General features: G+C 68.8%; 20 protein-coding genes. 7 read left to right on the top strand and 13 right to left on the bottom strand.

From position 1 onward, the window contains the following. The first annotated feature begins 4 nt into the window (after window positions 1-4). Entirely contained in the window at window positions 5-1,201 is a 1,197-nt protein-coding gene (locus tag MOX01_RS16165; RefSeq protein ID WP_061018774.1) for a glycosyltransferase, read from the top strand. Further along, window positions 1,198-2,334: a glycosyltransferase gene (locus MOX01_RS16170; RefSeq protein ID WP_141370528.1), complete on the top strand. Its 1,137-nt coding sequence runs from the start codon at window positions 1,198-1,200 to the stop codon at window positions 2,332-2,334. Before MOX01_RS16165 ends, MOX01_RS16170 begins: the two co-directional genes overlap by 4 nt. Window positions 2,335-2,379: 45 nt before the next feature. On the opposite strand, the gene MOX01_RS16175 is transcribed toward MOX01_RS16170, so the two are convergent. The 9 genes from MOX01_RS16175 to MOX01_RS16215 all read right to left on the bottom strand — a co-directional run bounded on the left by MOX01_RS16175 (window position 2,380) and on the right by MOX01_RS16215 (window position 17,186). Next, complete coding sequence (locus MOX01_RS16175) at window positions 2,380-3,690, bottom strand: lipopolysaccharide biosynthesis protein (RefSeq protein ID WP_046746651.1); 1,311 nt, start codon at window positions 3,688-3,690, stop codon at window positions 2,380-2,382. A 10-nt stretch (window positions 3,691-3,700) separates the two neighbouring features. Beyond that, window positions 3,701-6,454 (bottom strand): right-handed parallel beta-helix repeat-containing protein, encoded by a 2,754-nt coding sequence (locus MOX01_RS16180; RefSeq protein WP_141370530.1) that lies wholly within the window; start codon window positions 6,452-6,454, stop codon window positions 3,701-3,703. 194 nt (window positions 6,455-6,648) lie between these two features. Next, on the bottom strand, window positions 6,649-8,001 hold the full coding sequence (locus MOX01_RS16185) for a tyrosine-protein kinase domain-containing protein (RefSeq protein ID WP_141370532.1): 1,353 nt from the start codon (window positions 7,999-8,001) through the stop codon (window positions 6,649-6,651). Window positions 8,002-8,054: 53 nt separating this feature from the next. Beyond that, window positions 8,055-9,365, bottom strand: coding sequence for a hypothetical protein (locus MOX01_RS16190; RefSeq protein WP_141370534.1), 1,311 nt, complete (start codon window positions 9,363-9,365; stop codon window positions 8,055-8,057). A gap of 11 nt (window positions 9,366-9,376) precedes the next feature. Beyond that, window positions 9,377-14,086, bottom strand: a complete 4,710-nt coding sequence (locus tag MOX01_RS16195; RefSeq protein WP_230977962.1) for a PKD domain-containing protein — start codon at window positions 14,084-14,086, stop codon at window positions 9,377-9,379. Window positions 14,087-14,172: 86 nt separating this feature from the next. Continuing rightward, a complete protein-coding gene (locus MOX01_RS16200) occupies window positions 14,173-14,709 on the bottom strand; it encodes a DUF4352 domain-containing protein (protein WP_058631554.1) in 537 nt (178 codons plus the stop codon). A 199-nt stretch (window positions 14,710-14,908) separates the two neighbouring features. Further along, window positions 14,909-15,526 carry an arsenate reductase/protein-tyrosine-phosphatase family protein gene (locus MOX01_RS16205; protein ID WP_141370536.1) on the bottom strand — a complete coding sequence of 206 codons (618 nt, stop codon included), beginning with the start codon at window positions 15,524-15,526 and terminating at the stop codon, window positions 14,909-14,911. Beyond that, window positions 15,523-16,242 carry a CDP-alcohol phosphatidyltransferase family protein gene (locus MOX01_RS16210; protein ID WP_046746653.1) on the bottom strand — a complete coding sequence of 240 codons (720 nt, stop codon included), beginning with the start codon at window positions 16,240-16,242 and terminating at the stop codon, window positions 15,523-15,525. The genes MOX01_RS16205 and MOX01_RS16210 overlap by 4 nt, the downstream gene beginning before the upstream one ends. Beyond that, a complete protein-coding gene (locus MOX01_RS16215; protein ID WP_230977964.1) occupies window positions 16,233-17,186 on the bottom strand; it encodes a glycosyltransferase family 2 protein in 954 nt (317 codons plus the stop codon). The genes MOX01_RS16210 and MOX01_RS16215 overlap by 10 nt, the downstream gene beginning before the upstream one ends. A gap of 192 nt (window positions 17,187-17,378) precedes the next feature. On the opposite strand from MOX01_RS16215, the gene MOX01_RS19460 reads away from it, so the two are divergent. Beyond that, window positions 17,379-19,376 carry a glycosyltransferase gene (locus MOX01_RS19460; RefSeq protein ID WP_230977966.1) on the top strand — a complete coding sequence of 666 codons (1,998 nt, stop codon included), beginning with the start codon at window positions 17,379-17,381 and terminating at the stop codon, window positions 19,374-19,376. Window positions 19,377-19,398: 22 nt separating this feature from the next. On the opposite strand, the gene MOX01_RS19465 is transcribed toward MOX01_RS19460, so the two are convergent. The 3 genes from MOX01_RS19465 to MOX01_RS16235 form a co-directional block, all read right to left on the bottom strand. Next, a complete protein-coding gene (locus MOX01_RS19465) occupies window positions 19,399-19,812 on the bottom strand; it encodes a glycosyltransferase (protein WP_230979370.1) in 414 nt (137 codons plus the stop codon). Continuing rightward, the gene (locus MOX01_RS16230) at window positions 19,730-20,419 is read right to left on the bottom strand and encodes a hypothetical protein (protein ID WP_230977991.1); all 690 of its coding nucleotides are present in this window, start codon (window positions 20,417-20,419) and stop codon (window positions 19,730-19,732) included. Before MOX01_RS16230 ends, MOX01_RS19465 begins: the two co-directional genes overlap by 83 nt. Before the next feature lie 94 nt (window positions 20,420-20,513). After that, window positions 20,514-21,734, bottom strand: a complete 1,221-nt coding sequence (locus MOX01_RS16235; protein ID WP_058631558.1) for a glycosyltransferase — start codon at window positions 21,732-21,734, stop codon at window positions 20,514-20,516. A gap of 120 nt (window positions 21,735-21,854) precedes the next feature. Between MOX01_RS16235 and MOX01_RS16240 the strand changes: the two genes are divergently transcribed. Continuing rightward, window positions 21,855-22,310, top strand: coding sequence for an FAD synthase family protein (locus MOX01_RS16240; RefSeq protein WP_046746655.1), 456 nt, complete (start codon window positions 21,855-21,857; stop codon window positions 22,308-22,310). Window positions 22,311-22,448: 138 nt separating this feature from the next. On the opposite strand, the gene MOX01_RS16245 is transcribed toward MOX01_RS16240, so the two are convergent. Further along, a complete protein-coding gene (locus MOX01_RS16245; protein WP_058631559.1) occupies window positions 22,449-22,838 on the bottom strand; it encodes an SIP domain-containing protein in 390 nt (129 codons plus the stop codon). Between the two features lie 134 nt (window positions 22,839-22,972). Here MOX01_RS16245 and MOX01_RS16250 point away from each other — a divergent pair, with 134 nt between their 5' ends. From MOX01_RS16250 to MOX01_RS16260, 3 genes are read left to right on the top strand one after another with little or no spacing between them, the layout of a single operon-like run. Then, window positions 22,973-23,236, top strand: a complete 264-nt coding sequence (locus MOX01_RS16250) for a glutaredoxin family protein (protein ID WP_017831447.1) — start codon at window positions 22,973-22,975, stop codon at window positions 23,234-23,236. Window positions 23,237-23,267: 31 nt separating this feature from the next. Then, complete coding sequence (locus tag MOX01_RS16255; protein ID WP_230977969.1) at window positions 23,268-24,662, top strand: MFS transporter; 1,395 nt, start codon at window positions 23,268-23,270, stop codon at window positions 24,660-24,662. 28 nt (window positions 24,663-24,690) lie between these two features. Then, on the top strand, window positions 24,691-26,511 hold the full coding sequence (locus MOX01_RS16260; protein WP_174799796.1) for an aldehyde dehydrogenase family protein: 1,821 nt from the start codon (window positions 24,691-24,693) through the stop codon (window positions 26,509-26,511). Window positions 26,512-26,513 lie beyond the last annotated feature (2 nt).

Consider the following 26,513-nt stretch of genomic DNA (forward strand, 5'->3'; position numbering starts at 1 on the left):
TCGGATGAGCAATTCGAACCGCCTCACCATCGCGATGGTGGGGACCAGAGGAGTGCCCGCAGCATACGGCGGCTTCGAGACCGCCATCGAAGAGGTCGGACGCCGTCTCGCCGACCGCGGACACGATGTCGTCGTGTACACCCGCGGCTCCGAGCGGCGCGAGAAGGAGTACCTCGGTATGAGGGTCGTGCACCTTCCCGCGATCCCGGTGAAGCAGATCGAGACGCTGAGCCACACGGGGCTGTCGGCTCTGCACCTCATGTTCCGGCGGCGGCCGGATGCGACCTTCGTCTTCAACGCGGCGAACTCCCCGTTCCTGCCCCTGCTGCGATTGCGCCGCGCGCCGGTCGCCCTGCATATGGATGGACTCGAATGGCGACGCTCGAAGTGGGGTCCGCGCGGCAAGGCGTACTACCGCTGGGCTGAGCAGTTCGGGGTGCGCACGGCCGATGCACTGATCGCGGATGCGCCCGGAATCGCCGACTACTACCGGCACCAGTTCGACGTTCCGACCGAGCTGATCCGCTACGGCGCCCCGATCCTCGACCAGCTCCCGGAACGTGGCGTCGCCGAGATGGACCTCACCCCTGAGGGGTATCACCTGGTCGTCGCACGGTTCGAACCGGAGAACCATGTACTCGAGATCGTCCGGGGTTACCGCGACAGCGACGCGAAGCTGCCGCTCGTCGTCGTCGGCTCGGCGCCCTACAGCGCGGGGTACACCCAGGAGATCCAGCGTGTGGCGGACGGCGACGACCGCATCCGTCTCGTGGGGGGCGTCTATGACCAGGAGCTGCTCGATGCGCTCTATGCGAATGCGCTCACGTATCTGCACGGCCACTCTGTGGGCGGCACCAACCCCTCGCTCCTGCGCGCCATGGGGGCCGGGACCGCTGTCATCGGCTTCGATGTCCCCTTCAACCGCGAGGTACTCGACGGCAACGGGTGGTTCTTCGCGGATGCCGCCCAGGTCGCCGAGCAGGTGATGGCCGCCGAATCCGACCCGGCAGCGACCGCGGCCAAGGGCACCGCCGTGCAGGAGATCGCCCGCACCCGCTTCCGCTGGGATGATGTCGCGGACGAGTACGAGGCACTCGCGCAGCGGATCTCCGAAGGTGCGACCATTCACCCCTCAGCCAGGCGGGCACGCCGACGGTCGACGGACTGGGCGCCCGTTCGCGCCGAATCGAGCACTTCGTGAGCAACGAGTCGAAGCGACCGACCGTCCTACTCGTCCACCCCGGCGCCGAGATGTTCGGGTCCGATCGCATGCTCCTGGAGAGCGCCATCGGCCTCGTCGAATCCGGGGCGCGTGTCGTCGTCGCTCTGCCGAGTTCCGGCCTTCTCGTGAACGAGTTGCGCGCGGCCGGCGCAGAGGTCGTCATCCTGCCGATGCTCGTGCTCCGCAAAGTGCTGCTCACCCCGCGCGGACTGCCGAGGCTGTTCCGAGACACGTTCCGAGGTCTGGGCGCTGCCTGGCGGCTGATCGGCCGGCTGCGTCCCGACGTCGTGTACGTGTCTACGATCATCATCCCCGAGTGGCCGCTGATCGCCCGGCTGCGCGGAGTCCGCACCGTGAGCCACGTGCATGAAGCCGAGGCCTCGGGCAACAGGATCGTCAATGCTCTCCTCTACTCCCCCCATCTGGCCTCCCATCAGACCCTCGTGAACAGCCGGTTCAGTCTGGACACCATCCGCACCGCGCTCCCCGCCCTGGCCCGGCGCTCGCACGTGGTGTACAACGGCGTCGCTTCTCCCCCGCAGCCGCTGTCTCCCCGTCCCCGCACAGAGGGCCCCCTCCGCGTGCTCTACATCGGGCGTCTCTCCCCCCGCAAGGGCCCCGATCTCGTGATCGCGGCGGCCTCACGCCTCCACTCCGCCGGGCGCGCAGTGGAGGTCACCCTCCTCGGCGCGGTCTTCGAGGGCTACGAGTGGTTCGAACGCGACCTTCGTGCACAGGCGTCCGAGGCCGGGGTCACCGTCGACTTCGCCGGATTCCACACCGACATCTGGCCGTTCCTCGAGCAGGCCGATGTGCTGCTCGTGCCATCACGCGTCGACGAACCCTTCGGGAACACCGCCGTCGAAGGCGTCCTCGCCCTGCGACCGGTGATCGCGAGCGACAGCAGCGGACTCCGGGAAGCAGCAGGCGGTTACGGCACGGCGAGGCTCGTCGCGGCCGGCGATGCGGAGGCGATCGCTTCCGCGCTGACCGACATCGACGCCCGGTGGGATGAGATCGTCTCGACCGTCGCAGACAGCCGCGCCGAGGCCCTGCGCAGGCACGCGCCTCAGGTCTACCGCTCGAGCATCTCGACGCATCTCCTGGGCTGACCCGCACCCCGGTCTGCCACACCCGCCGGCGGGTCAGCGCTCTCGCTACACCTGTTCCAGCTCGCCCACGGTGAGCCGCTTCTTGTTCCGGACGATGTAGATCGAGAACGGGATCAGCTGGCACACGACGAGGGCGAAGGCGACGCCGATCAGGGGTCCGGCGATGCCCAGCACAGGAGTGAGCACGAACGAGAGGGTGATGCCCACGGCCGCCATGCTGAGCGTGGGGATCACCTGGAAGCGGATTCCCGGCTTGTCCATGATGAACATCCCCAGGGGGTACACGGCCGCCGTCATCATGATCATCAGACCGAAGGCGAAGATCGTGCTCGTGCGCACCGTCAGCTCACCCTGGGTGATGAACCCGAACAGCCACGGGCCGACGAGCCACACCATCACAGTCGCGACGCCGATCGCCGCAGCGAACAAGACCGACAGCAGGAACGGCCCACGCCGGAGGTCACCGTCGTGGCGGCTCTTCGCGAAGTGCGGCCAGAGCGCGAGTCCACCGGCCATCACGAGTCCGTTGAGGGCGAAGAACACCTGGCCCGCCACGCCGTACTCGGCGACGTCGGTGGGTCCGCCCAGCTGAGCGATCACGTAGCGCTGCGAGCCGACGGCGATCGGATACGTCACCATCTGGGCGAGCATCGGCCACCCGACGTCCATCACCCGCACGCCCGGGTAGCGGCGAGGATGCAGGACCATCCGGGCGGCCGAGGGGATCAGCGGCGAAGTCGTGCGAGCCGTGATGAGGATGCCGAGCACGGATACCAGGAAAGACGCGCCGAAGGAGGCGATCGCCACGAAGGAATGGAGATTCTCGCCACCGAAGGTGAGCATCAGCCAGACGCCCGTCATCGTGAGCGGCGAGATCAGCCCCTGGAGGAGGATCACGATGTGGTTGCGACGCTGGCCCAGCATGATCCGCGCCCACACCCCGAGCGGGATACCGAGACAGAAGATCGTGACGCAGTAGAAAGCGGCCAACGAGGCACCCGGTCGCCCTCCGGCTTCACCGAACACCAGCTCCCAGGCACCCGTGAGCACGAGGACCGTGTTGATCGCCATCGCCGTGGCGGCGAAGGTGAGCAGCACCCGGCCGACGGAGGTGAGCTGGTACCGCAGCTTCTCGTCGGTGCGCACGTTCGTGCTGGTCGCGACAGCGTTGACGAGGACCGCGCCGCTGCCGAGGTCTGTGAACGTCAGCAGCGAGGGGATGGTCGTCAACAACGTGTACAGGGCGAAGCTGTCGACGCCGGCGCCGCCGATGATCATCCGGGTCGTGATGACGCCGCAGACCAGCGCGATGACCATCGTCAGCGCACGCGCGCCGACAGCGAGAAGAGAACCCATGTTTACATCGTCACCGGGGCAGGGCTCCCAGTGTCGTGCTGCTGCCGGGGAGTCGCGATACTGAGGCGATGTCGGACGGCACCGGCACCGCCACCGACCCCTGCGTCGCGGCGAACTGCGGCAGCAGGGCGAAGCCGGCGTCGACCACCGGGGCTCCCTCGACGAACTGCGACCGTCGATCCTGCCCCGTGGCCGCGGTGAACGCGGCCAGCGTATCCGTCACCGCGGGGTCTCTCGAGACGGAACCCTTCGACCACGCGGAGAACCAGCGGGGGGTGCCCGGTGACGTGCGGTGATAGAGGTTTCCGTTGACGCTCGACATCATCTGCGAACCCGTGTACTGCAAGGAGAAGTCCTGGACGCAGACCAGGCAGTTGCCCGCGCTCTCGGCCACGATGTTGTTCGATGCCACGATGTTCCTCGTGATCCAGGACGCCTCGGGTGCGTACCGCGTCCGCGGGTCGTGCCCCGGCGTGTTCGGGTCGGAGGCGCGGCGGGCGTCCATCGCGATGCTGATGTTCCGGTTCCCGTTGCCGACCAGCGTGTTGTTCCAGATCTTGACGCTGCCGGAGTTCAGCACCCACAGGCCGAACTCTCCGTTTCGGGCGATGACGTTGTCGGCGATGACCGCACGTTCCGACAGCTCCACCATCACGCCATGCCCGGTGTTGCCGATCACATCGTTCCCGGTGAACGCGATATCGAGCACGGACTCGTCGAACCATGGTCCGCGGCCGTCGTTCCCGGTGAACGCGCTGTCCGTGACGGTCACCCCCCTGGTGCGGGTGACCTTGAACGCGCCGGACACCGGTGCGTCGTTGAAGTGCTCCATGTTGTTGCCCACGGAGAGCATCTGCGTCACGGTCAGTCCGTCGGCCTGCGATGCGCCGCCGCCCAGCAGACCGTTGCCGATCAGGGAGACACGGGTCAGCGTGGTCGCCGGCGCCCACGAGTAGAAGCCTGTGGTCGAGTTGTCGCGGATCGTCACATCGGTGAGCGACACGTGCGGTGCAGCGGCGATGACCGTGCCCATCTGCGGGACGCTGGTGGCGTATCGGCGCACTCCGATCCCGCGCACCTCGGTCCCTGCGGAGCGGATGGAGAGCGCCTGCGTGAGCACGCTCGCCTCGACCGACTTGCCCGACGGGTTCGTTCCGATCACCAGACGCTTGGCGGAATCGTCGACGAAGAAAGTGCCTTCTGCGACCTGGGCGACGGATGCGACCTCGCGCAGCTGGACTCCTGCCACCCAGACCTGATCCGGGTGCGCGGCCATCGGGTGCGCCGGATCGACGAATCTCCACTCCGCCGCCGTGTTGTCGGGCGCGCCCTTCGTGTAGGTCGGACTCGCATCGAGGGCTGTGTTCCAGCCGTCGACGAACCAGGTGCTTCCCGAGGCCTTCCAGCCGGTGACCGGCTCGGCGCCGTCGAACCACACGGACTCGTTGGGCGCCGGCTGGATGGTGACCCGCTTCTGCGCGGGCACCACGACCTCTTCGTGGTACGAGCCGCCACGCAGGACGATCGTCCCCCCGTTAGGGACGATGCGGAGCGCGGCAGCGACCGACTTGACGGGTGCGTTCCTGGTGCCGGAGGCTCCGTCGAACCCTGCGGGTGAGACGTAGACGGCCGTCGCCGGAGCTTCGTACACGAGCGTCCCTGGGGCTTTGGCCCCTGGTTCGCCGCGCAGGCCCTCAGGCGTCACGGGAGGCACCGGCTCGGGTTCAGGGGCCGGCGTGGGCTCCGGGGCCGGTGTGGGCTCGGGAGCAGGTGTGGGCTCCGGAGACGGGGTCGGCGTGGGCTCGGGAGCCGGCGTGGGCTCAGGTGACGGCGTGGACTCAGGTGACGGCGTCGAGGTGGGCTCAGGAGCCGGGGTCGGCGTGGGCTCAGGATCCGGGGTCGGAGTGGGCTCCGGCGTGGGCTCGGGAGCGGGTGTGGGCTCCGGGGACGGCGCGGGCGCGGTCACCGCGAAGTCGTCGATTCCGACCGGAACAGCAGCCCTGGCCCCGGAGGACGTGTAGAGCGCGAAGCCGTATCCGCCTGCGGACTGAATCCGCGCGTTCGAGTCGTCGGAGTACGTCACCTGCCAATCCGCCGGCTCCGCGGCGTTCGACTCCCAGGCCTTGGCCGCCAGCGCCACCGGACTCGTGCCGGCGACGCTGAACGCCACCGTCAGCGTGTCACCGCCCGTCACGGTGAGGGGAAGCCGACGCTCGGCCAGATGCTGCACGCGCATGAGGTCGGTGAGCCGCACGACCGATACGTAGGCCGAGCCGTCGGGATGGACGCGCAGGCGCACCCCGTACGAGTCGGCGCCGGACACCCGGACCGCCTGGGAGAGGTAGAGCGGCCCTCCCACGGGCAGCTCGGGAACGGTCAGCGAGAACCGGCTGTCCACATCAGCGGCGACCGCACCGTCGATGGTGGCCCTGGCGGTGATACCCGGCTTGCGACTGGCGAGCAGCGCCTGCTCGCCGGTCACGCTCGCCGTCGCTTCCACGACACGCCATGGGCCGTCGGGCGAGGACCCCCACCCCGAGTCGACCGTGCGATCCATGTCGTCGGCGATGACGGGAGCGTCCGTGGCATCGGCGGACTGTGCGAGGAGCGGAGCGTCGTCGGCCAGTGCCGACGCAGGAACGGCTGTCAGCGCCGTCGTGAGCGCGACGGCAGCGGTCAGCACTCCTGCGAGCATCGTGCGGGTGCGTCGCCGGGGCGGACTCGAAGTCTCGCGTGAGGTGCGGTCGAGGAGCGGAGTGGGCACGGTGTCACCGTCTTCTGGGGCAGATTCATGATCACCCCGCAGCTCCGCCGCAGTTTCAACCCCGGGCAGCAAAGTGCGAGTCCCCCTCGCAACTCATGAAGAATACCCCGGCCATCCCGGCGAAGACAAACGGAAACGGCGAGGCACCGATATACTTCGTCGCTTCCGCGACCCGAGGGGCCTCGGATGTCGCCTCAGTCGCTGTAGTACTCGCTGCGGTGACGCTCCGGCCGGGCGCGGTTCAGAACCGTGCCGAGGATGCGGGCACCGCCCGACTCGAGCGACTTGATGCTCTTGGCGAGCGCGGCGCGGCGCGTCTTCGTCGCGTCGACCACGAGGATCACGCCGTCGGTCTGGGTGGCGAAGAGGTTGGCGTCGGCCACGCTGAGGATCGGCGGGGAATCGATGACCACGTAGTCGTACTCCGCTGCGGCGAAGTCGAGGAGCTGGTTCATGCGCGCCGACGTCAGGAGCTCCGCCGGATTCGGCGGGATGGTACCTGCGGGCAGGATATCGAGCGTGCTGTCGGCGACACTGTGCTTGGCGACCTCGAACTCGACTTCGTCCAGCAGCACGCTGGTCAGACCGATCGAGCCGTCGATGCCCGCGTGCTCGTGCGCCCGCGGGCGCCGCATGTCGGCGTCGATCAGCAGCACCGAGTTGCGCAGACCGGCGAGGGTCATGGCCAGGTTGACCGAGATGGTCGACTTGCCCTCCGCCGGCATGCCCGACGTCACCAGCAGCACCTTCACCCGCGAGGAGACGTTCGCGTAGGCCAGAGCCGAACGGATACGGCGGAACTCCTCCGAGGTGTGGCCGAGCGGCTCCTGCGCGACGGCGATGCCCCGCATGGCCAGGAGAGGCGACTTCGAGACGACGCCCAGAACAGGGTCGCCACCCGCCTCCGTCAGCGTCTCCTCGTTGCGCATACGGGTGTCGAGCACTCCGATGAGCACCGCGATGGCGAGGCCCAGGACGCCCCCGAGGAAGCCTCCGAGAAGGGCATCGCGCGGCTTGCTCGGCGTGAACTGGAACTCAGGCACGACCGCGTCGTCGATGACCTGCGCCGTGATCGTCGATTCGCCCTGCGGGTCCTTGGGCGCCACGTCCTTGACCACGATGATGAGCTGGTCCGCCACGGCATCGGCCAGCTCGGCCGCTGCCTTCGGATCGTCCGTGATCCCCGTGATCCGCAACGTGACCGTGCTCTGGGGGATCGTGACCTCGATGTCCCTTGCGAGGGCTCGCGGAGTCGTGTCGAGCCCCAGCTCCTCGATGACGGGGTCGAGCACCCGCGAGCTGGTCGCCAACTGGGCGAACGACAGCATCTGGCTCTGCGTGTACACAGAGCCCTGGTTGAGGTCAGAGGCGCTGGTTCCCTGGTTCAGGGCGAAGTACAACGAGGTCGTCGCCTGGAACAGGGGGGTCTGCAACGAGGCGTACCCGAAGGACCCTGCAGCCCCGACGACCGCGCAGAGCACGATCGCCCACCAGAACTTGCGCAACGAGCTGGCGATCACGCGCAGACTCACCCGGCTCTCGCCCATGACTCCCCATTCCCCCTGAGACTTCGATTCTAGAGGTGTTCGTTCCTGCGACCTCATGATTGTGCAGGGGGCTTCCCGACGAGGCGCTGCCGGTGCACGGGTCCGAGCCCGCCTTGGAGTGCTTCCTCTGACTGTTGCCCCCCTCTGCCGATCACGTCCGCGTCGCGCGCCCACGTGATCGCCAGGCCCACGCAGAACCAGAGGAACATGCTGTACTGCGTGATCAACGCCACCACCACGAGGCTCGGCAGCTGTCCGACGACGGCGATCGACGCCGGGCTCCTGGTCGAGCGTCGTACGGTCATGATCGCCGCGCAGACCAGGGCGGCCATGATCAGCAGTGTGGGGACGTACCCGTACCGGAGCAGAGTGAGGACGAGCGCGTTGTCGACGGAGCGCGCGAAGTAGCCGAGGTAGTAGTCCCCCGAGACGAGCGAGTGCCAGTCCCCCGGGTTGCCGAAGAGCTGCACCTGCTGGAGGAGCACCAGGAGATCGGTCCGGTAGTCCGCGCTGCCGCCCGCCTCGTCACCCGCCGCCCCGAAGACGGAGTCGATGATCGGGATGGCGATGGCGGTGCCGATGACACCGGCCGTGACGACGGCGACCCGGAACCGCGTGGACACCCCGACGATGAGGAACGTGGACAGCACCAGCGTGAGCACGAGGGTGAGCTGTCCGGCGCGGCTGAACGTCAGCACCGTCGCCACCGCGACGATCACCACGCCGCCGATCTTCGGGATCAGCCGCCACTTCGTCGCCACGATGAAAGCCGACGACATCGCCAGCGCCGCTCCCAGGGCGATCGAGTGGCCGAACGCGCCCTCGACCCTCAGCACCCCGCCGCGTTCCTGGAGAGGACTCCAGGTGTCGTAGACCACGCCGGATCCGGGGATCAGGACGAAGGGATTGAGGGAGGTGAAGAACTCGATGATGCCGAGGACGGCTGCCACGATGGCGACGACCGCGATCGTCGACGTGACCCATTCCGGCGCGACCCGGGCGAGCACCACGCGTCCCCAGAGATAGGGGATGACCCATTCGAGCAGAGCGGCGACGAGCGACGGGAGATCGACCGTTCCGAAGCCGTACAGCCCGACAATCACGATGACGAATGCCACGACCCAGGCATCTGCGGCGCGCAGCGGGACGACCGACCAGTTGACGATGATCATCAGGGCGGTCAGCAGCGTTATCGCGGCCCAGTAGAAGCCGATGTTGACGCCGACCCAGAGCGGCACGAAGAAGAGGACGCAGGCCCAGCCCACGAACGCCGTGCGCGGCAGCAGCCTGAGCACGAAAACGACGATGGCCACTGCTGCGATTCCTCCGACGGCGAGGAGCGCGATCGGAACAGCAGTGGCCATGCGTCAGGATCTTACTGGGGCGCGGTGACGCGGAACGAATCGAACGAGACGTTCAGGGGCGCCGTGGAGCTGCCCGACCGGTTGCCGCTGAGACCGACGGAACCCGCAGCGAGCGGAGTCGTGTCCGTCGCGTTGATCTGCCAGTTCGCGGGCTCTGTCGTGCCGGTCGCCCAGATCTTCGCCGAGATGGCGGTGGAGGCCGATCCGGTGACGGAGACCTTGAGGCTGTACGACGTGTTCGCCGCCCACACGAGTCCGGGTACCGCCTGCGTCAGCAGCACCGTTCCCTCGCGGTGGACCACGAGCCAGACGGTTCCGTCAGGACGGAGCCACGCACGGGCGAAGTACTTCCCGGCAGCGGTCTGCCTCGCGATCACGCCGACGTAGGCGCCGCCAGCGGCAGGAGCCTGGTCGACGCGGAACTGCGTCTCGAGGATCGCGTCGCCGATCGAGGTCGAGTTGAGCGTGGCGTGGCGGGTGTCCCCCGCGACCAGACTCAGCTTGCCCTGGCCGTCGGCGACGGTCGCCGCCGCCTGCGAACCGCCGGCGACCGTCCACGCTCCGCCCGTGACCGCGGTTCCCCAGCCGGGCCCCGCCGTGCGGTCGAACTCATCGCTCGCGAGCGCGGCCGGGTTGGGCTGAGGCTGCGGGTCGACCGGCGGTGCCGTGACCGTGACCTGCTGGGTCGCGGTGTGGGTGGCCCCCTTGTCGTCCGTCACCGTGAGGGTCACCGTGTAGGTGCCCGCCGCGGTGTACGCCCGCGAGCTGGTCGCCCCCGTGCCCGTCGATCCGTCTCCGAAGTTCCAGGCATAGGAGGCGATGGTGCCGTCCGAGTCGGTCGATGCCCCACCGTTGACGTTCACGGTCAGCCCCGTGGTCGTCGCCGTGAAGGCCGCGGTCGGCGGCACGTTCGGCTGCGGCTGCGGCTCCGGCTGCGGCTCGGGCTGCGGTGTCGCCGCCCCGAGGTTCTTCAGCGTGAAGTCGTCGAAGCTCGCCAGGTTGGTGCCGGTCGCGCTGCCTGCGCGGTAGGAGAAGACCGTCGGCGCTCCCGCGACCTGCAAGGCGGGCGTCGTGTCCGTCGTGGAGAGCTGCCAGTTGGCGGGCTCCGCAGCTCCGGCAGCCCACAGCTTCGCGCGGATGGTCGTCGTCCCGGACCCCGTCGTCTCCATGGCGAGGTTGAACGTGCTTCCCGCGGTCCAGGTGAGACCGGCGACGGCGGTGCTGGCGATCGCGGTTCCGTTGCGGTGGATCACGAGCCACGTGGTCCCGTCCGCCCGGTGCCACGCGAGTGCGCGGTACCCGTTGGAGCCGGAGCGACGTGCACCGAGTCCTTCGTAGGCCACACCCGTCGACGGGCCGGAGGCCAGCGTGTAGGTGATGCGCGCGGACGTGTCGAGGAGAGACGTTCCCTGCAGCAGCATCTCGCGCGTCTCACCCGGCGTGAGGTTCACCTTGCCGACGCCGTCTCCGACGGAGGTGACGGCGGCCGAACCGCTCATCGGCGCCCAGGTGCCGCCGACGTCGGCCGCACCCCATCCGCTCGACACGACACGACCGAAGGAGTCGGATGCGGCGAACACCTGAGCCTGGACGGTCACGGACTTCGTGACGCTGGCCGATCCGCCGAGGCTGTCGGTCACCGTGAGCGTGATGTCGTGCGCACCGGGCTGGGCGTAGGTGTGACCGGCGGTCGCACCGCTGCCCGCGGCCGTGCCGTCACCCCAGTTCCAGGAGTACGACAGCGTCGCGCCGTCGGAGGCGCTCGAGCCCGCGGCCGAGACGTCCACGTTCATCCCCGACGCCGTCGCGGTGAAGGTGGCGACCGGGTTCGCGTGGGTCGTGACGGACTCCCGCGTCGTCGTCGCCGTGCCACCGCGGTTGTCGGTGACCGTCAGAGTGACCGTGCGCGTGCCCGCCGAGGCGTACACGTGGCTGGCGACCTGGCCGGAGGACGTCGAACCGTCGCCCCAGTTCCAGTCGTACGAGGCGATCGTGCCGTCCGAGTCGGTCGATGCCGAGGCGTCGGCCGAGACCGAGAGCCCGGTGCCCGACAGCTCGAAGGACGCGGTCGGAAGGACGTTGGCCGCCTGCACCGTGACGGGGTTCTCCGTCGTGGTGGCCAGGCCGTTGCTGTCGGTCACGGTGAGCTTGACGGTGTACGTGCCCGCCGCCGTGTAGGTGTGCGACACCGTCTTACCCGTCGCGGTGGCCGAGTCGTCCCCGAAGTCCCAGCGGTAGCCGGTGATCGTGGCCGAGCCGGTCGGCGCGGACGTGCTGGCGTCGAATGCCACGGCGAGATCCGTCGGCGTCGAGGTGAAGGCCGCGGTCGGCGGCTGGAAGCCCTTGCCGATGCCGTAGTGGGTCTGCACCTGCGCGGCGGTGAGCGCGTAGGGGTACACCGCGACCTCGTCGAGAGCTCCCTTGAAGTTGCTCGAGCTCGGTGCGGAGGGCCAGCTGTTGAGGTTGTCCCCGCCGACACGCCAGTACCCGACGTAGTTCTCGGCGGTAGTCGCGCCGGCCGCGGACGAGACGAGCACGCCGTCGATGTACAGTTTCATGCCGTCAGCGCTCTGCGTGGCCACCGCATGGTGCCAGGCGTTGTTGTTCAGCGCCGTGGTGTTCTGGATCGTCTGCGTGCTGCCGTTGTAGGTGCCGAACACCAGACGCCCGTTGTTCGTCATGTAGAGATGACGGTCGTAGCTCGTGGAGTCACCCGAGGCCGCCGACCCGTAGCCGAGCAGCTTGCCACCGGTGGTGGTGTTGGTCTTGAACCACAGCTCCGTGGAGAACTCCGTCGATGCGGCGATCTTGTCGGTCGAAGAGGCTCGCCCCGACGAGGTTCCGCTGAACGTCGATGCGCCGGTCGCGGTGTTCTCCACGCCCGAAGCCGACGACGTCACGCCGGAGCCGAACACGGGAGGGTTCGCGCCCGCCCAGTCCTGCGCCGCGGTGCCCAGCGGGTAGTAGAGCTGCGGGTTGTCGGCCGAGATCGCGTTCGTGTAGCTCGAGACCGTTCCCGATGCGACCGTGACGCTCATGGCCTGGCTGCTGACGGTGTTTCCCGCGCTGTCCTTGGCGCTGACCGTGTACTCCTGCTGCGATCCCGGTGTCGCCGTCTTGTCCTCGAGGGTGACGGACGGCCGGTTCCACCACGTGCCGTTGGCTGTGGTCGTGGCGACCGGCGTGGCCGTGCCGGTGCGACGGAGCTCGTACGTGAGCGTCAGATCGTCGCGGTCCCAGTTGGCCGGGATCGACACCCGGACGCGACCGGGGATGAACGACTGCGCCGTGCCGGTCCAGTTCGCCGCCGCGAGACGGGGACCGTCCTTGGCTCCGCCAGGGGGGTTCGTCGAGAAGCGCACGAGTCCCTCGAAGCGGCCGTTGTTCACGGACCGGAACTCACCGCCGATCGAGATCATGTTGCCTGCGCCCGTGATCGACAGACCGGCCTGTCCCATGCCCGTCGTCACACCGACGGCCCAGTCGGGCGTCCAGGCGTAGGGCGACGGTGCAGGAGTGCCCGCCCAGTTCTTGTAGGTGCCGCCGGCTGCGGGCTGGTTGCCCAGCGAGCCGCGAGCATCCGCCGTGTACGCCTCCGAGTAGCGGTGCGTGCGCGGGTTCTGCTCCGGGTGCAGGCTCATCGTGCCGCACGCGTGCGTGTGGCTGGTCGTGTAGACGACCTTGCCGGTGGAGTACACGCCGTAGTGGTCACCGAGGCAGTCGGCGATCCAGCGGACCTGGCCCGTCCCTGCTTCCGCCGCGAAGGTCCCCTCCAGGTTTCCCGTGGCCGCGTCGGCGTAGACCCAGCCGGTGCCGTACACGGCCTTGTCGTCGGCGGCGAGACCGAAGATGCCGGCCTTGCCGGAGTTCGAGCCCGTGTTCGAGCCGTTCTTGACCGTCTGCGGGAGTGCCCAGGACGTGTCGACCGCGCCGGTCGCCTTGTCCAGTGCCACGGTTCCGCGCATCGTCAGGTCGCCGTTGACCTGCGAGAAGCGCCCAGCGGCGATGACGTTCTGCCCCGCGGGGTCCATGACCATCGCGTCGACCTGTAGGTCGGTCTGCGGCGCCCAGCTCAACAGGGCTCCGTTGGCGGCGTTGAAGCCGGCGAGGTTCTTACGGGCGGTGCCGTTGCCCTGCGTGAACAGCCCGCCCACGTAGACGCTGGTGCCGGAGGTTGCGAGGGCGTAGACACCGCTGCCGCCGATCGACGGGTTGAAGCCGGCCACGAGCTGGCCGGTCACGGCATCGAGGGCCGCGAAGTTCCAGCGGGCCTGACCGTTGACGGAGTTGAACGATCCGCCGATGTAGATGCGGCTGCCGTCCGGCGACGCGGCGACGGCCTTGATCACACCGTTCACCTGCGGCGCGAACGAGAGCAGCTGACCCGTGTTGATGTCGTAGGCGAGCACGTTGGAGCGGGCCGTCAGGCTCGTTCCCGGCGTGGCGAGCGGGGCCCTGGCGTTGTCGAACTTGCCGACCGCATAGACGGTCGACCCGATCATCGTCTGCGCCCAGACGTAGCCGTTGTCGATCTGCACCGTCGGAATCGGATCCGAGGTGACGACGTTGTCGTCACGCTGCAGCAGAGGCGGTGGGGTCGAGGGGACGTCTGCTGACGCCGCCTGCGCTCCCAGTGTCGTCATGCCTGCGACGAGCAACGCCGCCGTCACGACAGACGCGAGTGCGCTCAGCGCTCGCCTCGTGGTCGATGTGTTCCCCATAGTGACTCCCCAGCCGCCAGTTTTCTTCTTCGAAAATGAGTTAGTGCAAATGAAAAACGAAAGTGATGCGAGTGATTACGTGCGCGTCAGGACAGCTGGCCGGCGAAGGTGGCCACCGGCTCGCCTGCGGCGTAGTTGACGCTGATCTTCACCGATCGCCCCTGCGTCGGATCGAGCATGAAGACGTAGGTGCCGGTGGTCTTCGCGCCCGCGGCGACCTCACCCTGCAGGGGTTCGTTCGGGCCGGCAGTCGTGGAGACCCCGATGTCGCCGTCGTCCGTGACGAGACTGACGACCGCGGAGTCGACGCTCTGCGCACGCTTCGAGTCGTTGGCCACGGTCAGCGTGACGACCACGGCGGGTCCGGCGTACTCGCCGGGCGTCTCGGGCTTGATCGTCGTGGTCGAGATCTTGTCGATCGTGACGACCATGTCGGTGGAGAGGGAGATGGGCGCGTCGAGCGCTCCGTTCTCCTCTGTGAGCGCCGGGCCTTCCGTGGGCCCCTGGGCCTCGGTGTCGGCGGGCGGCGTCCAGTCGGTGGTGCTAGTGCCTTCCGGCGCCGGCGATTCCGATGCGCTCGGCGCGGCAGCGGTGCAACCGGCCGTCACGAGTGCCAGCGCCACCAGAGGCGCGACGAAGATCGCTCGTAGCGAGCGCGAAGTGCCGTCCCCAGAACGGCATGATGAAACCTTGAACACTGCAGCTCCCCAGAACCCAGATTCCTCAATCCCGAAGCCCCCTCGGCTTCAGGTCCCCTTCAACCGCGCGGAACGCGGCGTCGGCTAATCCTAGTGCGAGGTCTGGAAAACCACAAGTGCCCGGTCAGGAAGCGTGTCGACGATGGCCCGTGAGCTGTGCGAGGACCGTCGCGATGGCGGCATCGACCTCGTGGATCGTCTCCAGGTGACCGCGACTCCCGTGCCGATCGGCGATGCTCGTCGGATCGACGGTCCCCCGGGCCTGGAACAGCTGACGCAGGCGTGCCCCGGGGCCCCCAGGCGGTGTCAGCGGGACGGCGCGGGAACGTGCACGGTCGAGGTGCGCCACGTACTCCACCACGCGATCGGAGGCTGAGGACGAGAAGCCCTCCCCCAGATGGGCGGCTTCCTTGATCGTGAACATCCAGTCACGCGAACGCGGTGCCATCCTCACCAGTTCACCACGGATGTCGCGCGATGCGGTCAGCACGATGCTCGCCTGCTCGACCTGCTCGATCGTCACCGGCTGCGCCCGATGCTCCTGCGCCCAGGCCTGCCATTCCTCGTCCTCATGGACCGAGGCCACCGCCGCGCAGATCGGTGTGCCGGCGTTCGCCCGCACACCGGCACTGCTCACGGTGATGGGGGAATCCACGCCGAGCCCGCGACGAAGAGCCAGCTCGGCCAACGGCGACCGGCACACGTTAGCCGCGCACACGACCAGGATCTTCTCGTCCGTCATGCGGAGGCACCGAGCCTTCCGATCTCGCGGAACCACTTCACCGCGGCGAGCGCGAGGAACAGGACAGCGGCCAGGCACAGAGCGCCGTAGCCGACGAGGAATGCCGGCGTCCACCCCCACAGCACGAACACGAGGCACACCAGCCCGAAGTCCGTCGGCAGCAGGATGAGCGAGCGCAGCAGGGTCCCGCCTCCTCGCTCGTGGGTCGACGCCACCGCGTGCTTGCCCTTGAGCAGATCGTTCAGGAGCATTCCCGAGAACGTGGTCGTGGCGACGATGCTGAACACGATCGGGATCAGCAGGAGAAGAGGCGTGTCGGGAAGCACGCGATAGAGCCCGATCAGCACGGCGAGGTGGAGGGAGGCGATCTTGAGCGTGTCGATGAAGTGATCGAGCCACTCGCCCTGGGGGCTTCCCCCGCCGCGCAGACGCGCCACCTGACCGTCGGCCGAGTCCCAGGCGTAGCCGAGCACCAGCAGCAGAGCGATCAGGAGGCCCATGGGCACGTTCACGGGTCCGAACGCGATGAGGCCGATCGCGATGAAGGAGTGCACCGCGCTGATGATCGACACCTGGTTCGGGGTGAGACCGATCCGATACGCGACGGCGGCGAGCACCCGACCGATGCGCCGATTGACGTACACCGAGTAGGCGGGCGCCCCACGAGCGTGCCCCTTCTGCGCGCGTGCGAGACGGTGATAGGCGTCTACGACCATTTCCTGCCCTTCTGGCCCGAGGTGTGCGTCCGCGCGATCCGTCGGGCTTCGCGCACACCGCGAAGATAGGCCCGGATCGGAGCGGGCGACTGGATCAGCTGTCGTCGGCCACCGCGGAGGATGACCTCCCTGGCGGTGCGCGGGATGGACCGGCGCCAGCGCTGCACGGCCTCGTCATCGAGATGGCGCACGGCGTAGAGCATCCGATTGCGGATGTTGTAGTAGTAGTAGCCCTCGGACTTGGCGCGTGAGGTCTCGGGCTCCGCGCGCTGCGTGCCTCCCTCGTCGTGCACGGCCCTGGCGTCCTCGACGAGGGCCAGCGATCCGCCGGCCGACACGACACGACGCGAGAAGTCGACGTCCTCCCAGTAGAGGAAGTAATCGTCGTCGAACCCGCCGGCGAGATCCCAGACCTCGCGCGTGATCCACAGGCAGGCCCCGCTCAACCATGGTACGAACGGCTGGGTGTCCCCGGCGTCGCGCTTGCGGCGTGCGCGCATGGTGCCGTCGGCGAGCAGGAGATCGATCCCGGCGAACCAGGTCTTGCCGTCCGAGTCCGTGATGACCGGCGAGGCGAGGGTCGTGCGCTCGGCGTCGGTGGCTGCGGCCAGTCGGCGCAGCGACGCGCGATCGATGTGCGCGTCCGGATTGATCACGAGGACGTCGGTGGCACCCTCGGCGAGCGCGCGCGTCACCCCGATGTTGACCCCGCCGCCGAAGCCCGAGTTGGATCGCGGTTCGATCAGGAGCCAGCCCTGCGCGTCGGCGATCGTCGCGGCAGCGCGCCGTTCTTCGGCGTTCGACCAGTTGTCGACGACGATGACGAGCGCATGCTGATCGATCGCGCGCGCCTCGCGCTCCACCATCACCAGGTTGCGCTCGAGCAACCCCGCCGAGGCGTAGTTGACCACGACCACGGCAAGCCGTCCGTGCTCGATTGACACGCGATCCTCCCCCCGGATCCGGATCACGGATCGCCTCGGGTCGCCGGTCGAATTCCCCAGAGTCGCGACCGACGTCGACTCCCAGGTGAACGACTATACGCGAGAGCTTCCTCGACGAGCGGCTTCAGGGGTTCACGATACGATGAGCCGGCGTCGGAGTCGAGGCGCGATACTGCCATGGGGATGGGGCGGATGACCAGGGGACCGGAATCGAACGACATGATCAGGGTGACGATCGGCGTACCCACGTACCGGAGGCCGGAGCTGCTCCGAGCGCTGCTGCGCACGCTTCCCGAGCGGATCGCCGAGTGCGCAGACCTCGGGGTCACGGTGGACGTGCTGGTGGTGGACAACGATCCCTCCGGCTCCGCCAGGGAGGTGGCCGCCGGTGCGAGCGTCCCGGTCCGCTACGTCGTCGAACCCGAGCCGGGGATCGTCGCCGCTCGCAACCGCCTCCTGGACGAGTGCGCCGACCGCGACCTGCTGGCCTTCATCGACGACGACGAGGTCCCGCGAGAGCGGTGGCTCTCCGCGCTCATCGAGGTGTGGCGCGAACACGGCGCCGATGCCGTGATGGGGCGCGTGATCTCCGTCTTCGACGAGGACGTCGACCCGTGGCTCCTCGCATCCGGCACCTTCCGACGGCCGCCAAGGGAGACGGGCACCGTGCTCCAGGTGGCAGCGGCGGGCAACCTGCTGCTGGACCTCCGCTCCATCCGGCGGCTCGGTCTGCGGTTCGACCCTTCGCTCGGTCTCGGCGGCGGCGAGGACACACTCTTCTCCCGGCAGCTCGCCCGACGAGGCGGCTTGATCGTGTGGTGCAACGAGTCCGAGACGGAAGACCTCGTCGTCGCCGCGCGCCTGAGCCGCGCCTGGGCGGCACAGCGTGCCTTCAGCTCGGCGAACGCGGGCACCCGCATCCAGCTCCAGCTCACCGACGGGAAGATCCGCCGCGGGGTGCTGCGACTGCGGGCTCTGGTCGGAGGCGTGGCCCGTATCGTCGTCGGCGCCCTGCGGAGAGCCTTCGGCGCCCTGACCTCGAACATCACCCATCACGCCAGGGGAACCCGGCTCATGCACCGCGGACGGGGCACGATCGCCGCCGCCCTCGGTCGACGCTACGACGAGTACCGACGCCCATCGGAGGATGACGCCACCATGACCGTTCCCGGATCGACCATCCGCGTGATGCAGTCGTTGGGCGCTCCCCGTCCGACGACGAACCCGTATAACAAGATGCTCGACGAAGCACTGGGCTCGACCGAGGGCCTCACGCGTCTGCGGTTCTCGTGGGGCACTGCGCTGTTCGGGCGCTATGACGCCTTCCACTGGCACTGGCCGGAGGCGAAGCTGCACGGATCCACCTGGTGGAAGTCCACGGGCAAGTATCTGCTCACCGCCGCGCTCGTCTTCCGTCACCGCCTGTCGCGTCGGATCGCCGTGGTGCGCACGGTGCACAACATCGAGCTGCCGGACGACAACGCGCCGCGCCTGTGGCTGCTGCGTTTCATCGACCGCCACACCGACTACCGGATCGTCATCAACGAGACCACCCCGCTCGCGCCCGGCACGCCGCACAGCTTGATCCTGCACGGCGACTACCGCGGCTGGTACGCGAAGTTCCCCGCTGCGGAGAAGGTTCGGGGCCAGCTCGGCTCCTTCGGCGGGATCCGCCGCTATAAGGGCCTCGAGGGGTTCATCGACGCCTATGCGGAGGCCGTCGCGGTGGAACCGGCTTTGAGCCTGCGGATCGGCGGACGCCCGTCCACCCCCGAGCTCGGCGATGACCTCCGTGCACGGACGGCAGACCTCCCCGGAGTGAGCCTGCACCTCGACTTCCTGAGCGATGCCGAGCTCGTGCAGCTCGCGACGTCTTCCGACCTCATCGTGCTGGCCTACCGGTTCATGCACAACTCGGGCAGCGTGCTCGCCGCCCTGTCGATGGACCGACCCGTGCTCGTGCCCCGCAACGAGGCGAACGAGGCGCTCGGACGCGAAGTCGGTCAGGAGTGGGTGCTCATGTACGACGGAGACCTCGATGCTCCGACCGTGGTGGAGGCGTGGCGGGCGGCGACCACGCTGACGGGTTCGCCCGACCTCTCCCGACGGGACTGGGCCGATGCAGGCCGTGCCCACGCCGACGCGTTCCGCGCGGCCGTGCGAGTGAAGCGACGCGGCGCGAAGCGCTAGACGACGGTGGGCCGCGACGCGGTCACCTCGGGGTCAGCAGCCCCCGCACCAGGGCGGCGACCATCACTTGCGTGGTGAACTGCTGCTCGACCTCGATGCGCCCGTTCCGCCCGAGCTCGGCGGCGCGCTCGGGGTGATCGAGAAGACGGAGCAGCGCGAGGGCGAGCTCGGCGGGATCCTCAGCGGGAACGAGGTGACCGGTGCGCCCCTCACCGACGTACTGGCGCATCCCCGGGGTATCGGAGACCACGACCGGACGGGCCGTCGCGAGGGCTTCGAGCGCGACAGTCATCCCGGATGCGTGGAGGTTCTCCCTGGTCGGAACGACCACGACGCTCGCCGTGGCGTAGAGGTCACGCAGCTCGGCGTGCGGCAGATGGCGGACGACCCGCACCCCCTCCGGCGGGTCGAGGTCCGAACGGGTCTGCACGACCACGTCCGTCTCCGGACGGATGGCGAGCACACGCGCGAGCGCCGCGAAGAGTCGCCGGGTCGCGGTCTCTGTCGTTGCCGGCGCTGACGATGCACGGCCGCGCCGGGTAGGGCCTCGCGACGAAGAAGGAGCTGTCGATGCCGAAGGGCACCGCGAACACCCGCGTCTCCGTTCCCCCCAGCATCGTGCGCAGCGGTTCGACCTGCGCCTCGCTGAGCACCCAGGCCGCCTCCGCCCTGCGCAGCATCGCCAGCATCCGCTCCGGTGCTCCGTCTGTCTCGGCCATGTCGGTGAGCCAGATCACGCCGGTGGCGAAGCGATCCCGCGGGTGCGTGATCTGCATCCGATAGGCCGTGTTCTCATCCCAGGTGAGCGCCAGACCGCGGGCGGGACGCGGCCCCAGGGAGAGTCGCGAGCGAGCCCGTGCGATTCTGCTCGGCGGGGCGAGGTCGACCACCTCCACGGCCGCGTGGTCGCGTAGCGCATCGAAGCCGTACGGCCAGACACTGGGCACCTCTCCCCTGGCGTGGCTCTGCTCCCAGGCGCGCGCCGACTGTTCGGCTCGATGCGCCCAGGTGAGAGTCAGGGAGGGACTGCCCTCGGATTCCACGAGCCAACTATGGACCTCGCCACGGATCCTGGCAAGAGAGAAGTTCCGGAGACCGCTTCGCTCTGCCTTCGAGCCCCGCCTTCGCGCTCCGGCGCTAGAGCTCGCCGGGCTTCATCACCTCGGCGTCGATCGCCCTGATCACGCGTTGCGCCGCGGTGTCGGTGGGCGGCTCGACGCCGACCGCATGGTCCTTGCTCCGACGCTTCGGCGCGTACACGACGAGCGAGTGGAACAGGAACCGGGCGAAGAACGCCACGATGAGCGAGAGGCCTGTCGCGACGACGCTCGAGATGTGCCACGACTCGACCATCAGCGCCATCACCGGGATGCGCAGAGCAGCCTCGACGTTGTTGAAGGCGAAGGAGCTGGCGAAGCGGATGCCGAGACCACGGGCATCCGTGCGCATGTCGGCGAACACGAACCGCTCCTGCAGCAGGAAGTTGCCGATGATCGTGACCTCGGCTCCGATGATCGCCGCCCAGATGTACGGCACGCCCGCGGCCGTCAGCACCCACATGATGCCGAGGTTCGCTGCTGCTCCGATCACGCCGATCAGTGCGAACAGCGACATCTTGCCGAAGCGCAGTCGCGCGAGGTGCTCGAGGAACATCGCCCCCTGACGCAGGCTCGCCTTCGAGGTGCCGTGGCGACGCTCGGCGAACTCCATCGGCACCTCGGTGATGCGCATGTCGTTGCGGGCCAGGATCTCCAGGAGGATCTTGAAACCGCGAGGCTGGAGCGTGGAGAGGTCGAGGCGCGCGCGGTCGACGAGGAAGAAACCGGTCATCGGGTCGGTGCTGTGGGCCAGGCGGATCGGGAACATGGCCCTGGTGAGCCAGGTCGCCACGCGGGAGACGCCGAAGCGCACCGCCGTGCCGAGACCGCTCGTATCCCCTCCGCCGACGTAGCGCGACGCGGCGACGACATCGGCGTCCCCCTGCGCATACCGGGCGAGGAGGGCGGGGAGGAGCTCGGGCGGATGCTGGAGATCGCCGTCCATCACGATGCAGACGTCGGCCGCGGCAGCCCCGAGCCCGACGACGACCGCGCCGCCCAGACCCCCGGTGTTCTCGGAGCGGTGGAGCACGCGCACGGGGATCGGCGCGTCCGCCGCGACCCTGGCGATCTCGACTGCCGTATCGTCCGTGCTGTCGTCGACGAACAGGATCTCCGCGTCCCACCCGTCGAGCGCTGCGGCCGTGCGCGCCACGAGCTCGGCGACGTTGTCGCGCTCGTTGAACGTCGGCACGATGACCGTGACCCGTGCCCCCACGTCCGCCCCCTGTCCCTCACGCGCATCGCGTGCGGCCTCCATCGTTCCACGGGTTCCTATGCGGAAGGAAACCCGAACCTGCTAGACTCTCGAACCGCGGCTGTGGGAGTCGCGGAGCGGATGGGGACCCGCTTACTGGGGAATTACTGATCTGGGGAGATCATGGGGACGCGTATCGGCTATGCCGTTGGTGCTTTCGACCTGTTTCACGTCGGGCATCTGAATCTACTTCGTCACGCCAAGCAGCACTGCGACATTCTGATCGCCGGTGTCGTCAGCGACGAGATGCTGCGTCAGGTGAAGGGCATCGAGCCCGTCATCCCGACCGCGGAGCGTGCGGAGATCGTGAAGCACATCTCGTTCGTCGACGACGTCTACGTCGAGACGACGCCTTCGAAGATGGACTCGTGGCGCGACGTGCAGTTCACGCACTTCTTCAAGGGCGACGACTGGCGCGGCACCGACAAGGGCCTGCGCTTGGAGCGCGAGTTCGCCGAGGTCGGGGTCGAGGTCGTGTACTTCCCGTACACGGCGCACACGTCGAGTTCGTCGCTGCGCCGCGCCCTCGACGCGATCACCGCCGGGGCGAACGCTCCCGCCGTCGCCTCGGTGCGCTGAGCGCCTGAGCGGTCACCGGGGTCACGCGGTCGATCCGCCTGGTCTGCCTTCGCGCGGCTCTGTCGGCCCTCGCGCGGCTCAGTCGGCCCTCGCGCAGCTCAATTGGCCCTCGCGCAGCTCAATTGGCCCTCGCGCAGCTCAATTGGCGACGCCGAGGAGGCTCCGCGCCATGCGGGCCACGTGCGGTGGCGTGTGCGGCCCGAGCCAGACCGTCCACTGCGAAGGCGGCTCGCTGCAGGCCCATTCGACGCACCAGGCATGCACCGCGTTCGCAAGCCTCTCTCCTCGCGTGTGGGCCCTGGTACCGTCTCCGCGAACCAGCCACCGCACCGACACCCCGTCGGGGACGTCGATGTGTCGGAACTGGATGCGCGCCGCCGCCTCGAGGATGACGACCCCCTGGGCGTCCCACGGCAGCCGCGCGGCGATGCTTGCGATGAACCCGGCATCGGCCGCATCGCCGGCGATGAGCACGGCACCCTCGATGTCGTCCCAGTCGGGGTCTTCCAGGTGTTCGCATGCGCTCATGCCCCCAGTGTAAGTAAGGGCACCCTTACTTACAAGAGCCGGCCTCTGTGAGTACCTCGGGGTGCCGACACCCCGAGGCGAACGCCCAGCCGCCACTCAGCGCCAGCCCCTCCGGGCGGCCGTAGGCTGGGCGCATGACTTCTCCTGCCTCCGACACCATCACGATGTTCGGCGCCGACTGGTGCCGCGACTGCATCCGCACCAAGAAGCAGCTCGACGCGCTCGGGGTGGAGTACACGTATGTCGACCTCGTCGCCGAGCCCGCGGCCGCAGACGTCGCGAAGGAGATCTCGGGCCGTACCAACATCCCCGTCGTCGTGTACCCCGATGCCTCGCACCACGTGGAGCCGTCGAACGCCGACGTCGAGTCGAAGCTGCGCGAGCTCTCGCTGATCTGATCCGGCCTCATCGCGCCGCTACACTGGCGCGATGAGCACCGAGGCTCGGCCCGAACGAGCATCAGTCCGCCTGTCTGCCCGCACGATCGTGCTGTACGCGATCGGCTCGCTCGGCACCGGCGGCTATGCCACGTTGCCCGGGCTGGTGCTGACCTACTTCCTCACGGACAACCTCGGCGTCGCCGCGCTCGCTGCGGGGACGATCGTGACGGCCGCGAAGATCTGGGATGTGCTGATCGATCCGCTGATCGGCGCCGCATCCGATCGTCAGCTCGCCCGCACCGGATCGCGTCGCGGTTTCATGGTCACCGGCGCGCTCACACTCCCCGTCTTCTTCGCCCTCACGTTCGCCGTACCGCCGTCGTGGGGTCCGACCGCCGGAGCGATCAGCGTACTGCTGGCCTTCCTCGCGACCGCGACGGCCTTCAGCCTCTTCCAGGTGCCGTACGTCGCCCTCCCGGCTGAACTGACCGGGGGTTACGACGAGCGCACACGTCTGCTCGGGTGGCGCGTGGTCGTGCTCACGGCGGCCATCCTGCTGTTCGGCGCCGGCGGCCCGGCGTTGCGCAACGCCGGTGACGACCCCGTCATGGGCTACCTCCTGATGGGCATCGCCTCCGGGCTCGTGATCGGCATCGGGATGCTCATCGCCTCCCGCACAGCGGGCGTCGCCGCCGAACGCGGCGCGGTCACGCCCGGCGCGGTCGTCGCCGCATCCACGTGGCGTGATCAGTACATGTCGGGCTTCCGGGCACTCGGACGCAGCCAGCCCTTCCGCGCGCTGCTCGGCACCTTCGTCCTGCAGGCCCTCGCGACCGGGACGATGCTCGCCGGCGCGCAGTACGTCGCCACGTGGGTGCTGCGCTCGGAGGATGCGGTGACGTTCGTGTTCGTCGCGCTCGTGGGCCCGGCGCTGCTCGCGACCCCGGGGTGGACGGTCATCGCCCGACGCCTGGGCAAGGAGCGGGCCTTCGCGATGGCCAGCGCGCTGTTCACGGCTGCTGCCGCATCGCTCGTCGTGGCCGTGTGGTCGCCCGGCCTCTGGATCTACGCCTCGGTCGCCGTCGCCGGCATCGCGTACGCGGGGCTGCAGTCGCTGCCGATGGCGATGCTTCCCGATGTGATCTCGCACGACGAGCGTACGAGCGGGGCAGGGCAGGCCGGCACGTTCACCGGCATCTGGACCGCCGGGGAGACGGTGGGGTTCGCCCTGGGCGCGACGGCGGTGTCCCTGACCCTTGCAGCGACCGGCTACGTCTCGACCGTCGCCGGCACCACCGTCGAGCAACCGGCGGCCGCGGTGACGGGCATCGTCCTCAGCTTCAGCATCCTGCCCGCCGTGTTGATGGCCGGCAGCCTGGTGACGCTCCGCCGCTACCGACTGCGCCGCGCGGACATCGATGCCCTCGAGACCTCCGACGCCTAAGCTGGGATCCCGTCCGAAGGAGACGTCGATGACTTCTGCGAGCACAACCGCCACCTCCCCAGCGGCCGCCGCTGCCGAATCGAAGAGCGCGTCGAAGGGTGCGCCGAAGAACGAAGCGCCGGGGCTGGGCGAAGGCGAACGGGAGCGGCTCGACACCGCTGTCGACGCCCTCCAGGTCGGAGCGCGCACGTGGTCGGCGCTCACGGTCGCCCAGCGGGTGACGCTGCTGCGGGCGGTTCGGACGAGCGTGGCCTCGACGGCCGAGGACTGGGCGAACACGGCCGCATCCTCGAAGGGCCTGGACGCGCGCCATCCCCTCCGCGGCGAGGAGTGGCTGAGCGGTCCCTACAGTGTGCTCGGTGCTCTCGACGCCTACATCGAGACGCTCTCCCGTCTCGCGAACGGTGCCAACCCCCTCGACGGGATCTCCATCGATCGCGCACCGGGCGGACGCACCCGCGTACACGCCTTCCCTCTCACGGGCATCGACAGGTTCCTGCTGTCCGGATTCACGGGCGAGGTCTGGCTGGAACCGGGGATCACCCCGGGAGCGGCACGCGCATCAGCCGGTCTCGCGCAGCGCACGCCCACCGAGTCGGGCGGCGTCGGCCTCGTGCTCGGCGCGGGGAACGTGACCTCGATCCCGGTGCTCGATGTGCTCTACGAACTGCTCGCCCACAACCGCACGGCACTGCTCAAGGTGAACCCCACGCAGGACGCGCTGGTGCCCGTGTACAAGCGCGCGCTCGCGCCCCTCATCGAGCCCGGCTTCCTGCGCATCGTCCGCGGCGGGCCCGCCACCGGCTCGTATCTCACCGGTCATCCAGGCCTCGTGCACGTGCACATCACCGGCTCGGCGGCGACGTTCGACACCATCGTCTGGGGCCCGTCGAAGGGTGACGGCGCATCCGCGACGAAGCGACGTCGACGCGAGAACCGTCCACTGCTGAAGAAGCCGATCACGGCAGAGCTGGGCGGCGTCTCGCCGATCATCGTGGTGCCTGGCGCGTGGACCGACGCCGACCTCACCTACCAGGCCGAGCACATCGTGACGATGCGCCTGCAGAACTGCGGTCACAACTGCATCGCGGGCCAGGTCGTGATCATGTCGTCCGACTGGGACCAGGCCGAGGCCTTCCGCGCAGCCCTGCGACGTGCGTATGCGAACGCCCCCGAGCGCCCGATCTGGTACCCGGGATCGCCCTCGCGGATGGAGCTCGCGACCGACGCCTACCCCGATGCCCTCGTGCTCGGCGACCGACTGCTCGTCGAGATCGATGCCGACGACGACCCGACCGCCCTGGAGAACACCGAGTACTTCACACCGGTGCTGGGCGTCGTCACCGTGCCTGGCACGGGCCAGGAGTTCCTCGACGCCGCTGTCGCCCACGCGAACGACAGACTGCAGGGGACCCTCGGCGCGAACCTGCTGATCGACCCCGCGACCGAGAAGTCGCTCGGCACCGGCTTCGAACGGGCCATCGCCGCGCTCCACTACGGCTCCATCGCGATCAACGGCTGGACCGCATTCGGGTTCATCACCCCTACCCTCACCTGGGGCGCGTTCCCCGGCGGCACGATCGACGACGTCGGGAGCGGCATCGGCGTCGTGCACAACGCCCTCCTGCTCGACGGGGTCGAGCGCTCCGTGCTGCGTGGCCCCTTCCGCCCGTTCCCGCGGTCGCTCCCGATCGCGAACGGGGGCGGACGCCTCACCATCCTGCCGAAGCCGCCGTGGTTCGTCTCCTCGCGGACCGGCGCCGCAGTGAGCGAAGGGCTGACCCGCTATCGGGTGGACGGCCGCATCAGCGGACTCGTGAAGACCCTGATGAAGGCGCTGCGGGCCTGACG

This window comes from Microbacterium oxydans (genome assembly GCF_006540085.1).
In the GTDB taxonomy this organism is placed as follows: Bacteria; Actinomycetota; Actinomycetes; order Actinomycetales; family Microbacteriaceae; genus Microbacterium; species Microbacterium oxydans.